The sequence below is a fragment of the Tenacibaculum aquaeponti genome (genome assembly GCF_052084715.1).
Classification (GTDB): domain Bacteria; phylum Bacteroidota; class Bacteroidia; order Flavobacteriales; family Flavobacteriaceae; genus Polaribacter.
Genome location: NZ_CP197288.1, coordinates 3,205,839 through 3,219,450, shown reverse-complemented (window position 1 = coordinate 3,219,450; position 13,612 = coordinate 3,205,839). Strand labels below are relative to the sequence as shown.

The window sequence follows — 13,612 nt, the reverse complement described above, 5'->3', positions numbered from 1 at the left end:
AAAATCCCCTAATTAAAGTATAAATGTAGTGGGGAGAGCAGGATTCGAACCTGCGAAGTCGAAAGACAACGGAGTTACAGTCCGTCCCATTTGGCCGCTCTGGAATCTCCCCAAAATTTTCAAAGAAAAAGCCCCCTCAAGGAAGCTTTATTGTGACCGGGCTGGGGCTCGAACCCAGGACCCTCTCCTTAAAAGGGAGATGCTCTACCAACTGAGCTACCCGGTCATTTTTTCTTAGCGGTTGCAAATATATAAAGCTTTTTTAATTCTACCAAACATATTTTCAGAAAAAATAAATGTTTTTTTCAATAAAAACACCACCTCACTATCTATCAGTAATTTACCCATTATTTAAATATGCTTCTCTAACTTTCTTAAATAAATTAGAAGAATAAACAAAATCCACTACAGCTTTATTATCTGTTTTAAAAATCTCCTTACTGCTTCCTTCCCATGCTTTCAAGCCGTTTTTCAAAAAGACAATCTTATCTCCAATTTCCATAACAGAATTCATATCATGAGTATTTATTACCGTTGTTATCTGATACTCTTCTGTAATCTCTTTAATTAAGTTATCAATAAGTATAGAAGTGCTTGGGTCTAATCCTGAATTAGGTTCATCACAGAATAAATATTTTGGATTCATTACTATTGCTCTTGCGATAGCAACTCTCTTTTGCATTCCTCCAGAAAGTTCAGCAGGAAATTTCATATTTGAATTTTCAAGATCAACTCTCTTAAGCACAAAATTTACTCGCTCTAACATTTCATTTAAAGATTGCTTAGTAAACATTTTTAATGGAAACATCACATTTTCCTCTACATTTAAAGAGTCAAACAAAGCACTTCCTTGAAAAACCATTCCTAACTCTTTCCTAAACTCTCTCTTATCATCAATAGTCATTTCTGTATTAACTTGACCATTGTATACTATAGTGCCTTTCTCAGGCACATGAAGTCCTAATAAACTTTTTAGAAAAACTGTTTTTCCAGCTCCACTCTGACCTATTATTAAATTAGTCATGCCAGGTTCAAAAGAAGTTGAAATTCCTTTTAAAACCTCAGCTTCACCAAAACTTTTATGTATATCATTAACCTTAATCATATTAAGTAAGCAACATTTGAGTTAAGAAATAATTACAAACCACTATAACAACAATGGTCCAAACTACAGATTGAGTACTTGCTTTTCCTACCTCTAAAGAACCTCCTTTAACATAATATCCATGATAGGATGGAACTGTAGCGATAATAAAAGCAAAAACTATTGTTTTTATTAATGCATATACAATCAAATAAGGATCAAAATCGAATTGTATCCCAACAATATAATCTTCTACAAAAAACATATTAGTAGCCTTACCAGCTACCCAACCTCCAAATATGGCTAAAAACATACCCAATACAACTAAAAAAGGGTAAAAAAAGATCGTAGCTATTAATTTTGGTAACACTAAATAATTTAAAGAATTAACTCCCATAATTTCCAGCGCATCAATTTGCTCAGTAACTCTCATAGTTCCTATACTTGAAGTAATATAAGACCCAACTTTCCCCGCCAAAATGATAGAACAAAATGTTGGAGCAAATTCTAATATTACAGATCTTTTAGTTGCGAAACCAATAAGCATTTTTGGAATTAAAGGATCACTAATATTTAAAGCAGTTTGTAAAGCTATAACTCCACCAATAAAAAAAGATATAAATGCAATTATCCCTATAGATTTTAAACCTAATTCCTCTATTTCTCGAAATAAAGACTCCCAAAAAACTCGAAACTTTTGTGGTGCTCTAAAAACTTGACTCAGCATCATAAAATACTTACCCACATGCTCGATATAATTCATCTACTACAATTTATTTTGCTAATGTACTAAAGAATATTCATTTGGATAAATTCTTGAATAAGATTAAAAAATCATTAACATCACTGTATAAAAAACACTTTTTTAGTTTCTAATTATTTAATTTTGAAATTCAAAATTAAAGCAATGAAATATTACATAAAACTTATTATTGTTTCATTATCTATTGTGCTTTTTAGTTGTACTTCTAAAGAAAAATCAAAAGATAATATAACTCAAAAAAACAAGTTAATTGTTGGTATTGTTGTTGATCAAATGCGATACGACTATTTAACAAGATTTGATACTAAATATGGAAATGGAGGTTTTAAACGACTTATAAATAATGGATTTTCTTTAGAAAATGCTCATTTTAATTATATTCCAACATATACAGCAGTTGGTCATACTTCTGTTTACACAGGAACAACTCCAAATAATCATGGAATAATAGGAAATAATTGGTATGATAAATTTGAAAAAAAATCAATTTATTGCGTTGATGATAACAATTATAAAACTGTAGGTAATGAAGGGGATGGAGGAAAAAAATCTCCATATAGAATGTTAACTACGACTGTTACTGATCAATTACGATTAGCTCAAAATATGAAAGGTAAAACCATTGGAATTGGAATTAAAGATCGTTCTGCTATTTTACCTGCTGGCCATACAGCTAATGCTGCTTATTGGTTTGATGGTGGTAGCAAAGGAGAATGGATAAGCTCTAGTTTTTACATGGACAAATTACCAAAATGGGTTTTAGATTTTAACTCTTCTGGTAAAGTAGATGCATATTTAAATGAACCATGGAAAACTTTATACGATATTAACACTTACACTGAAAGTATAGCTGATGACAATGAATTTGAAAATACTTTTAAAGGTGAAGACAGACCTGTTTTTCCTCACGATATACCTAACTTAAGAAGCAAAAACAATAACTACAGTATCATTAAAGCAATTCCAGCAGGAAACTCTTTAACTACAGATTTTGCTAAGGCCGCTATAATTGGAGAAAATTTAGGACAAAATGAATATACTGATTTTTTAACTGTTAGTTATTCTTCTACAGATTATGTAGGACATCAGTTCGGTGTAGATTCTAAAGAAATAGAAGACACATACTTAAGACTAGATAAAGAACTTGAAAGTTTATTGATTTTTTTAGATGAAAAAATAGGAAAGAATAATTATAGTATTTTTTTAACCGCAGATCATGCCGCAGTTCAAGTTCCAAGTTATTTAAAATCTGTAAAAATCCCTGCTAATTATTTAAGCAGTGTTAAATTTTTAAAATATGTGAATGAAATCACTAAAAAATATTTTAAAGCTGAAGATTTTGTTGAAAACATATCAAACTTTCAAATATTTCTTAATAAAGAAAATATTGAAAAGAAAAACCTAACTGTAAAAAAAGTAGCAGAAGTAATTAGTGAAAATGTAATTAATTACAATGGAATATATAAATCTATAACTGCAACAACTTTACAGAACACACAATTTAACAATGGTATTTTAAGAAGTTTACAAAACGGATATAATCAAAAATATTCTGGTGATGTATTATTAATTCCTAATCCTTCTACAATTATATATTCTAAGAAAGGTTCTACTCATGGATCAGGTTATTCTTATGACACTCATGTTCCAATAATATTTTACGGAAATGGAATTTTAAAAGGTAAATCAAAAGAATATCATGAGATTATAGATATAGCGCCAACAATTTCTAATCTATTAAAAATAGAATCCCCAAATGGATCAACTGGAAAAATAATACACAAGGCATTAAAATAAAAAAAGAGTACCTAATGGTGCTCTTTTTTATTTATTTGTTTTACATGTTTCGTCTGTATGAATGTAACATTTTTTTGGTTTTCTCCTTTTATTTCTATATCGCAAGCGTTTTGTTCTTTTCACTATTCTTTTTAATTCAATTTCTGTTTTAATAGTTTTAGTTTTTTGTCTTTTATGTTGTTTTTCTGGAATTTTAATAGTACTTAGATCATTAATAGAATTTTCTTCTATATACTCTATTTCTTTACTTTTAGTTATTTTTTGAGCTTTTATTTGCTGAATACTTAAAATCAACAGCACTGATATAGGAAAAAGTATGTTTTTAATTTTTGAGGTCATAATAATTAATTTTTAATCTTGGTTTTAATTTTAATTATTCAATTCAGCATGCTTATAATAGTAGTCTCACAAGAACCAATAACTTTACAAAAAAACATAAATTTTTCTTATCCTAAATCTAAACACAATAGATCTAAAACAACAAGAAACCGTTTATAAAACGATTTCTTATTATATATTCTTCTTAATACTTTATCTATATAGATTAATTAATTCTCTTTCTCAATCATCTTCCCCCGTTGTTTAAGCAAATAAAAAAATTGCCTTTACAGACAACTTTATTTATTTCTTTTTTGGTTTAGATTCACATTGTTCTTTTTTTACATCTTTAACACACTTCTTTGAATCTTTTTTCCTTTTATTTCTAAATCTTAATGTTTTTCTTTTTTGTGTAATTTTACTCAGCTTCTGTATAGCTATAGCTTCTTTACTTAGTTTTTTACCTTTCTTGGTTTTTGCGTTTATTGTAACGGTATTAGAAGGAGCGGTTATAGAATTTAATCCTCCATCTTCTTCAGCCTCTTCAAGATATTCAACACCATGTTTAACAACTACTTTTTTTTGAGAAAAAGTTTCTTGAGAATATGTAAATAGTAAAATTGAAATTACTAATAACAGGGGATTTTTAAAATGCATAATTCATTAATTTGGGGATAGAACTAAAATACAAAAAAAATATGTTTTTAAAAAGCCTTTATCGATAAAATACAATATTGTATCGATGAATGGTAAACAACAAAAAAGATCTCTTAACTAACTCTTTTCCATTATTCTATTTTTTCTTCACCTCTATTTTACATGGAGAATTATTTTCTTTATAACATTTATTCGGTTTTGTAACTCTTTTCTTTCTAAACCTTAACGAAGATTTTCTCCTTTGAGTTATTTTTTTTAGAGTTTTAATAGTAACAGAATTAACACTCTTCTTTTCATTTTTTTTCTTTACCTTAACAATGAGGGTTTGGCTTGGAGCTTCTATTGAACTTAAATCTTCTGAAAGATTTTCTTCTTCTAAATATTCTACTCCATTTTTAACTACAACTTTTTGTGCAGCTAAAGTTTCAATTCCTAAAAAGATTGAAAATATTATAACTGATATAAATTTTATTTTTAAAGTCATAGTTTATAAATTTTAATTACACTATTATGACACTATTTTTTTAAAAAAGTCACATGAATTTAAGCTATAATATAATTACCTCAATTTATAGTTTAGACAAGAAAACTTCAGCCATCATACATCTAGCACTTCCTCCTCCACAACCTTCAATAATATCTAGAGAACTAAAGATTATTTTACAATGTTTTTCTATCTTTTTAATTTGATCTTTTGTCAAAGATTCATAAGCTGCTTTGCTCATTACTAAAAATCTTTCATCATCTTTACCTCTAACTTGAAGCATATTTCCTGCAAAACTATTTACCTGATTTTCTGTAATATCTATTATCTCTTTTCCATCATCTTTTAAATGTTTCACAACATTTTTTCTTTCTTTTTTATCATCTATAGATTCCAAACAAATAACTGCAAAAGTTTCTGCTATACACATCATAACATTAGTATGATATATAGGTTTCCTTTGATTGTTTACTGTTTGATTAGCTGTAAAAACTACAGGTGTATATTCAAAATCTTCACAGAATTCAATAAATAATTCTTCATCTGCTCTTGGTGACAATGCGCAATAAGCTTTTTCATTAACTCTATCCAACAATATACTTCCTGTACCTTCTAGAAAAATATTTTCTTCTTCAGCAGAAGTATAATCAACAACATTTTCAATAACAAAACCATTATCTTCAAGAGTTTCTAATACATCTTCTCTTCTTTCTAACCTTCTGTTTTCTGCAAACATTGGATATATAGCAACAGTTCCATTCTGATGTAATGAAATCCAATTGTTAGGAAATATAGAATCTGGTGTATCAAAATCTGTAGTATCTGGTATTACAATTACATTTACTCCGTAACTTCTTAATTTTTTTACATAATTATCAAATTCTTCTTGTGCTTTAGCATTTACTGTTGACGGTAAAACATTATTTAATACCTTTTGGTAATAGTTATTTACTGCTGTTTGTTCATTCATCCTAAAACCAATAGGACGAATCATTAGAATCGTATTGGTAGTTTGTTTCATTAAAACAAAAGTATAAATTTATTAGGCCTTGTTTTATAAATATTACTCCTTTATCAAAAAAATAAGAAATTCAATTTAAATTGTTTTTATATAGTTTGCATTTAATACAATTTTATAGAAAAAAGGTGGAAGTATATGAGGAATACATCAAAAGTAATTATAATACGAATTACTTTTTCGACTGAAATGATTCAATCTAAACAATAACTTTTAGAAAAAACTGAATATTAATCTAGTTGTAAATTATTATTACTAGTATACTTTATTTTTTTCTCTAATTGTTTGATCCTCTCTTTTTGAGCTAATAATAATTTAAAAATTTGAGAATCTCTTTTTTCGTACTTTATAGAGGTTATAACAACCTTATTACTTTTAGGTTTCTTTTTTAGCTTTATTTTAAGAATGTATTCAGGCCTTATCGAATCTGTAATATTATTTCTGTTTATAACTTTTTCTTTATTCTCTTTCTGACCTAATAAAGTTGATAAGCCAAAAACTACAAACACCAATGAAAAATAGATTTTTTGAGTCATAACATCAGTTTTTTAGATTTATCTCTTCACAATTTAATTCTTTACTATACGAATTAATATATAATAAAGATCAATTACAAATTTCTTACTATAAAAGGGGATAAACACTCTTTAAACAGGTTTAAATTTAGATTATATCTTTGCCCTTTATTTTTTACAACGGTATTTATGAATTTAAAAGATCTTGAAGGTAATTTTTCTGTAATAGGATCAAATCAAAACGATAGCGATTCAAATTATAAAGGTATTTTAACTTTAAAATTAAATGATTATCAACAGGTTTTAGCAGATTGGACAATCAACAACGATCAAAAACAAAGAGGAATCGGATTTTTTAAAGACAATATCTTAGTTATAAATTTTGAATACGAAGGGAATGACTCTTCTATTTATAAAGGTGTAGTAGTATATCGATGCTTAACGAAAGATATACTAGATGGATTTTGGTCAGAAGAATTTGGAGATCCTAATTTTTTAGGTTCTGAACGTTGTTTTAGAATAAAAGATACTATTCGTTTGGACTAACTTAATCGATTACCTTCTAAAAAAAGAACTTATCTTCTTAAAAATACCTCCAATTTTAGATTTAGAATCTTTTTTCTCTTTTAAAAACTTGGCTTTATGTTGTTCTTTATATTCATATTTATTTAAAATATTTTTGACTCTTTCTTTATAAACTTCTCCTTTCAACTTGTCCACCTGATAAATATAATTCGCGAAACCATCTATTTCTGCAAGAACATTTGCTCCACCATTCCAAGTTTTTCCCTCTAAACCTTCATTTTCGATTTGAAATAATAAAGCTCTAAATCTTTTTAGAGATTTTTTATTAATATTTATTTTTTCATTTACAACAATACCAGTTACTTCTTGTCTCTGATTTTGTTTCATCACTCTAAGTTTGTCGGGATGTAATTTAAAATTCTCTTCTCTAATTATTTTTTTAGAATATTTTAAAATTGCTGTGATATTTGGAAATTGTTCAACATCACCTGAAAACGTAATATCATCTACATAACGAGAAAAAGTGAAACCATATTTTTTAGCTAGTCCGTCTAATCTAAAATCTAATTTTTTACATAAAATATTAGTTATAGCTGGACTACATGGAGAACCTTGAGGAAGGGAACGATCGCCTCGTTGCGTATAATAATTTTCCCCAAGTAAACTAATATCTAATATTTTTGGTTCTGAACATAATAATGCAAAAATAACAGATAATTGTTCTGAATACCCTAGCGATTTATATACTCCCTTAATTCTATTGTATGTTACTGATGGAAAAAAGTTTTGAAGATCTTGATTTATAACTACTGCTTTATTCACATGTAAAGCAGCATTACTAACTATTGATTTTTTTTGAACACATCCGTGAGCTTTTTCATGTACCGTTACTTTATTTAAAATATTTTCTAAAATAAAGTGTTGCGCCTTTTTTAAACGAGGCATTGGAGCAGAAATTAACCTGAAGCCTCCTGTTTTTTTAGCTACTTTAAATCTCTTATAATGTGAAATTTTTGAATTCTTTCTTGAAAAAGCTAAAAACCTAAGTTCATTAACAGAAATCCCCATAGCCTTGGCTAAATCTTTAACCGAATTGTATATTGGTAATCCATTCTTATTAAGCCTACCAACATTTGAATCAGTATGATTTAATTGATGAGAAAAACCTTTTCCCAAATAAATAATATCCTCTTCTTTGGTTTGTTTCCACTTTTCAGCTTTTGCTTTCTTTAACTCTTCTCTTCTTAACTTGGTTTCCTTTTGTCTTTCTTTAGACAGTTTCTTTCGTTCTGAATGCTTTCTAGCAATAAAAGCCTCAGTATCTGTAAGATTTTTTTGTTCTCTAGTTAACTTATGAAGTTTATTAGAAAGCTCTCTTTCTTCTTTTAAAAACGCATTTACTTTTTCAAAATCTACACTTCCTTCTTTCCAGAAACCTAAACGTTTCATTTCAGAAAGTATATATTCATCTTTCGATGATTCTTTGATTTTATCGTAAATCTCTTGTTTTCTCGTAGCTGAATTATTCATAAACAAAAAGGTAGCAATAAGATGTATTTTTTAGTTTCCCTTCGTACGATTCTAAAGACTGAATTGAACAACTCCAGTGAAATAGGTACTATAGTACTATTTCACTTCGCAGAAGTATAACCGGAAATGGTACTATAGTACCTATTTCACAAGTTAAGTTCGAGTCAGTGACGCGTTCGGTATCTGTGTGCAAGATTGGCGATACACCAATCGGGTTGCAAGGTTTTTATCTTATTACTACCAAGGTTTAAATATATTAATTAATCTTTATCAAATGTTATTCTTGTAGCTAAAATATGCTCACAAGGTCCTTTTGTCATCTTATTTTTATAGTAAAAACTACATGTGCATGAAGCTTCCTCTATTTGTAAATCATTATTAATAACAACTTTAGTATCGTAGCGATCATCCACAATAGCTGTTATTTTAATTTTTCTATTTTCTTCTACTTTTAAATTTTTAACAGCTCCTGATTCCATTAATCGGTATGCCTCTTTATCAATTTCACTTGAAAAACGAAGTTCTTCAATATTTATTCCGTCTTTTTTAAGTTCTCTAATTCGGTAAACCTGATTTTTTAAATCATAAACGATTTTTCCAGCTTGCGTAAAAGTTTGTAACGCCTGTTGAACTGAAAATTCATCTATCCCAAGATTTTCAGTTAATTTCTGAGATGTATTGAACCAGTCCTTACGCAAAGCTAAATAAATACTTTGCATTGTAGTCGTTGGTACTTTCTGCCTAGGTGAAAGTAAATCTAGACTTGTAGATTTTGTCCAATCGTTAGCCGTCCAACCTGATAATCCTAATGTAAAATACATTTCATTAGTTAAATGCGCTATGTAAAAAGAAGGCATACCTGTTCCTAACAAGTGAACAGTAAACTTGTTTGTAATTGGTAATAAACGCTCAAGTAATGTTATTCTTCTTCTTCCCCAAACTCTTATTTCATGTTTCTCATTACCTTTATATATAGACTGAGAGCATACAATCTCAATATTCCACGGTTCAAAAACTGCCACAATTGGTTTATCTGGCTCTAAAACATATTTTATAGCTCTTGGTCCTGTTTTCTCTTTATGCCTTTTTAAAACTAATATAAAATTAGTTATATCTATAGGGTGCAAATCAAAAGTTACTTTATCATTCGTCATTGCAGTACTCACCTGTAAAAACCCTCTTACCCAGCTATCTGGCAAATCTATCTTCACTTCTCTGTAAGCAGTTTCACCCGTTGTTTGCACATCAAATCCTCCAGGATCTACTTTAAAGTTCGTTTCTTTATATGTTCTTATTTTTTGAAATTCATTATATAATTTCTTAGAATAGTCAATGTTTGTTGTTCCGCATTTAAAATCACTTATCGAATTAAATACATCATAGCCACAAGATAACTTTCCATAAACCGATTCATCTTTACTAAAACACTCAAAGAAAATCTGATCTGGATGAACAGTGATCACAGGATCTAACACAAACCAAGCTGCATAATCTCTTACAAATAAATATTTAAAATATTTTCGTTGTGCTTCGTAATACGGTTTAGTAATTACATCTCGTTTAGAACGTAGTTCTTTTAGTTGCTCTTGTAAATTCTTTATTTCTTCCTTTACAGAAACCAAATTTTCAGAAGCTTCTGCTACCCATATATCCTCTTGACTTTTCAACCATGCCAAATATTCGGTATTATCTTTAGGCTGAAAATTAAAATCTGCTGTAACGACGTGATGTAAAGCTGAAATAGCTTCTCTAAAAGGAATTTTCTTATCTAAAGTCCCTACAAAATAAGTTGGATCTCTTAATACATCTGGAGCAAAACTTACTCCTGTTGACGAAGCATTATTCTGAACAGAACTATTACCGCTATATTTAAAATTAAACTTCATTCTTTTTCTAAATTTCTTTTATTGTTAACGGAACTTCTATGTCGTTATAAGTCTCCGTTATCATTAACAAAATATCTAAAACATAATCTCTATCTGTAATTGTTTTGGACCCTAAAACAGAGGTCAAAATACGAACCGACATTAAAGCAACTTCTTTATATTTTTTAGATTCCTGTTCTAAAAAAGAATAAACTCTTGTTTTGGTAGACCTGTTAGTATTGATATAAAATAATGTTGTCTTAAAATAACTCTCTAACTTCAAAATTACTGGAACATTATCTGTTGCGTATTCTTTTAAATAGTTCGTTACAAAGAATTGCATTTCTTTAGTTGGATGCTCTTGTAGTTTTAATAATAGAGGCAATCCTTTTTCTTCTGAAAAATGTTTAGTTATTAAACTTCTTCCAAAAGATTGCACACGTTCTTTAACATGATCGCATACATAAACCAACATATCTACTGTCCAATTTTTAGTATCTATATGTTTATCGAAATAATCACATGCCCATACTACAACATCTTCCCAATCAGAATTAAATATTTTTAAAGAAATTTCTAACTCATAATTAATTCTTGGAATATTTTTTTCGAAATATTCATACATCAACTCTCTAATAGCAATTACATCGCTATCTGAAAGGCGGATTACGTCACTCATTTCTAAAGTACTTAACGACACTCGTTTTTGAAACAAAGGAGTTCCTAGTTTTTGAGCAAATTCATATTTAGATAAAACGAGCTCTATTAAGTGCTCCTTTGAAAGTTCTTTTAAATCTTCGCCATAAATATCAATTAATAACTCATAACTATTTTGATGAATTCCTTCATACACTTCTGCTTCTGAGATCTGTAAAAGCAACTGATTTAATAAACTTTTTTTGAATACATCATCTAATTTTACAAGCTTATGAATACTTGGTTGAATAGCTTTTCTTATTTCTTCATATTCAGAAAAACAATACAATACTATATGCTGTTTATTTTCTAATAAAAAGACATCCGGAAAGTGTGCTAGAATTTCTACTCCCGCTTTTCTTAAAGCTGAATCATCTGATATAATATACTCACTATAAGTATCTTTAAACAATTCATAAACAGAAACATTTGCGTGTTTAGCTAAATTTATAGCAAAGAGTTTATTAGAAATTGAACTAGAGCTAGCTAATTCTATAATTTTCTCTTTAGTTATATTTTCAATTAATGTTCCGAATTTAGTATTTCCTATTAATTCATTTACCTGATTTAAAAATAAATTTGAGAAATTTGATGGTATTGCAAATAAAGCACTTAATGAAGCTAATGCAATCTTATTTTCATACTTCACTTTTTCAATAAATAATTCAGATAAATAATTAATTACTCTTACCTCATCTGTATGTAATAACTCTACTATAAAAGTAACATCGGATAAATATGTAATTTCAAATTTCTGTAACCAGCCTAAAGCTAGTGTTATTGCTTTATTATTTTTAGACTTTAATAAATTAATTAATATTACGTTTTCAGGCTTATCTTCTTTATATTTTTCTTCTAAAAAAGAAGTTATTAGATTTAATACTTCCTCTTGAGAATGTTGCAACAGTTTTAATAAATTTTCATTGGAAATTGAATTTAAGAAACTTGGATTATCATTAATTACACGTAATGCAAAGTTAATAGCAATAGTACTTTTAGCATTCGCTAAAATATATAAAACCTCTTCTGGTTTATCATTCCATAATTCAGGAAAAATTTCTTCTCTAGAAGCAGTGTTTTTTTCTTCTTCTGAAAAATAAATTTGATGTTGATCACTAAATCTATTTGAATTTCCATACAACACATACATTAAGCCTAAGTAGTTAGAATATGCTGGATAAAAACTCTTCACTGTTTCGTAACGTCTAGTTTCTGAATTGTAATTATAGTTATAATCTACTCTTTCACTAACACGATCATTATCATCATTTAAAGCACATAGCATTCCTGTCGCGAATTTCACATAACTTTCTTTTTTTGCAATACTTAAATTATATATTTTCTTGTAACTATTCTTAATAAAATATTGCTTCGTTTTTCCTGAAAAAGCAATTCCAGGATTTTTCTTTTGCTTTTCTTCTTGAGCAGAAACCCATTGATTTCCTACATAAAAATAATCTGATGTATAACCCGAGTTGCTTACTGCCATTCGTTTCGATAATAATCCAAAGAACATCGCGTCTTCAGTAATTACTGAAGTTCTGTACATATATCTAATAGACTTAAATGTATTTACCTTTAATGGTAACTGTTCTATAATTGAATATAATTGTTCTCGGTAAGCAGTTTCTTTGTAAGAAAATAAATAGGCATAATACAATAACATTGGATTCTTAGGCTTTTCACCTAAAAGTTGTATAGGTAAATTTTGAATTTGCTCTGAAGTGATGTACTCTTTAACTAGTTCATGAAGTTCTTCTTTTTCAGAAATGGTTCCAAATTTCAGAATATATGCACAAGCTATTCTTCCTGTTATTGTTTGAAATTTATTTTCTTTTAATACTTTTAAAATCGTTGATGTGTATTCGGAAACCTCGAAATGACTTAAAGCCGCTATTGCATTATGCTGTTCAAATTCATCTTTTGATGTGATAAATTGACTTACTAAAGGAACTGCTTCTTTAATTTGAAGTACTGTAGTTCGAGAAATTATTTTTGAAACTTTCCAACTTCGAGTATAAGTTCCTGACAAGGCTTGTTTAAGATACTTAAGAATCGTATCCTTTTGTATTGTATTCTCTTCTTTATGAACTTCTTTAATAGCTCCTAAATCTTCTGAATATCCTTTTTTTTCTTTACTCTCAACTAATTTAGAAAAAACACTTTCTGCTTCTTCTAGAGATACAGGAAAAACAGTTTTTGTACCTTCTCTTAGATTTGCACCTCTTCTTCCATATCTGAAATTAACCACGAACAATTCTTGGCTTTCACATAAATCTACCTCATAAACTTTATCTGACTTTCCTTCTGAGAAGTATAGCGTTTTTTGTTTAATTAATTTCAAGTCTTACATTTTTTGG

Annotated in this window: 12 protein-coding genes and 2 tRNA genes; 2 read left to right on the top strand and 12 right to left on the bottom strand. The window is 28.4% G+C overall.

The window, feature by feature from the left end:
• Positions 1-29: 29 nt before the first annotated feature.
• The 4 genes from ACSIGC_RS14650 to ACSIGC_RS14635 all read right to left on the bottom strand — a co-directional run bounded on the left by ACSIGC_RS14650 (position 30) and on the right by ACSIGC_RS14635 (position 1,847).
• Positions 30-112, bottom strand: a tRNA-Tyr gene (locus tag ACSIGC_RS14650).
• Between the two features lie 41 nt (positions 113-153).
• Positions 154-226 (bottom strand) — tRNA-Lys (locus tag ACSIGC_RS14645).
• Between the two features lie 114 nt (positions 227-340).
• The gene (locus ACSIGC_RS14640) at positions 341-1,105 is read right to left on the bottom strand and encodes an ABC transporter ATP-binding protein (RefSeq protein ID WP_442265526.1); all 765 of its coding nucleotides are present in this window, start codon (positions 1,103-1,105) and stop codon (positions 341-343) included.
• A gap of 1 nt (position 1,106) precedes the next feature.
• Complete coding sequence (locus ACSIGC_RS14635; RefSeq protein WP_442265525.1) at positions 1,107-1,847, bottom strand: MlaE family ABC transporter permease; 741 nt, start codon at positions 1,845-1,847, stop codon at positions 1,107-1,109.
• A 144-nt stretch (positions 1,848-1,991) separates the two neighbouring features.
• Between ACSIGC_RS14635 and pafA the strand changes: the two genes are divergently transcribed.
• Positions 1,992-3,644: an alkaline phosphatase PafA gene (gene pafA / locus ACSIGC_RS14630; RefSeq protein ID WP_442265524.1), complete on the top strand. Its 1,653-nt coding sequence runs from the start codon at positions 1,992-1,994 to the stop codon at positions 3,642-3,644.
• Between the two features lie 27 nt (positions 3,645-3,671).
• Here pafA and ACSIGC_RS14625 read toward each other — a convergent pair whose 3' ends face one another.
• From ACSIGC_RS14625 to ACSIGC_RS14605, 5 genes are all read right to left on the bottom strand, one after another.
• Positions 3,672-3,983 (bottom strand): hypothetical protein, encoded by a 312-nt coding sequence (locus tag ACSIGC_RS14625; protein ID WP_442265523.1) that lies wholly within the window; start codon positions 3,981-3,983, stop codon positions 3,672-3,674.
• Positions 3,984-4,265: 282 nt separating this feature from the next.
• The gene (locus ACSIGC_RS14620; protein WP_442265522.1) at positions 4,266-4,619 is read right to left on the bottom strand and encodes a hypothetical protein; all 354 of its coding nucleotides are present in this window, start codon (positions 4,617-4,619) and stop codon (positions 4,266-4,268) included.
• A gap of 136 nt (positions 4,620-4,755) precedes the next feature.
• Complete coding sequence (locus ACSIGC_RS14615; protein ID WP_442265521.1) at positions 4,756-5,103, bottom strand: hypothetical protein; 348 nt, start codon at positions 5,101-5,103, stop codon at positions 4,756-4,758.
• A gap of 85 nt (positions 5,104-5,188) precedes the next feature.
• The gene (ctlX, locus tag ACSIGC_RS14610; RefSeq protein WP_442265520.1) at positions 5,189-6,124 is read right to left on the bottom strand and encodes a citrulline utilization hydrolase CtlX; all 936 of its coding nucleotides are present in this window, start codon (positions 6,122-6,124) and stop codon (positions 5,189-5,191) included.
• Between the two features lie 227 nt (positions 6,125-6,351).
• Positions 6,352-6,657 carry a hypothetical protein gene (locus ACSIGC_RS14605; protein WP_442265519.1) on the bottom strand — a complete coding sequence of 102 codons (306 nt, stop codon included), beginning with the start codon at positions 6,655-6,657 and terminating at the stop codon, positions 6,352-6,354.
• A 168-nt stretch (positions 6,658-6,825) separates the two neighbouring features.
• Here ACSIGC_RS14605 and ACSIGC_RS14600 point away from each other — a divergent pair, with 168 nt between their 5' ends.
• Positions 6,826-7,182 carry a hypothetical protein gene (locus tag ACSIGC_RS14600; RefSeq protein ID WP_442265518.1) on the top strand — a complete coding sequence of 119 codons (357 nt, stop codon included), beginning with the start codon at positions 6,826-6,828 and terminating at the stop codon, positions 7,180-7,182.
• 9 nt (positions 7,183-7,191) lie between these two features.
• Here the strand turns inward: ACSIGC_RS14600 and ACSIGC_RS14595 are convergent, their stop codons facing one another.
• From ACSIGC_RS14595 to ACSIGC_RS14585, 3 genes are all read right to left on the bottom strand, one after another.
• Positions 7,192-8,691: a reverse transcriptase family protein gene (locus ACSIGC_RS14595; protein WP_442265517.1), complete on the bottom strand. Its 1,500-nt coding sequence runs from the start codon at positions 8,689-8,691 to the stop codon at positions 7,192-7,194.
• Between the two features lie 260 nt (positions 8,692-8,951).
• Positions 8,952-10,577, bottom strand: coding sequence for an SWIM zinc finger family protein (locus ACSIGC_RS14590; protein ID WP_442265516.1), 1,626 nt, complete (start codon positions 10,575-10,577; stop codon positions 8,952-8,954).
• A gap of 7 nt (positions 10,578-10,584) precedes the next feature.
• Positions 10,585-13,596 carry a WGR domain-containing protein gene (locus tag ACSIGC_RS14585; RefSeq protein WP_442265515.1) on the bottom strand — a complete coding sequence of 1,004 codons (3,012 nt, stop codon included), beginning with the start codon at positions 13,594-13,596 and terminating at the stop codon, positions 10,585-10,587.
• Between the last annotated feature and the right edge of the window lie 16 nt (positions 13,597-13,612).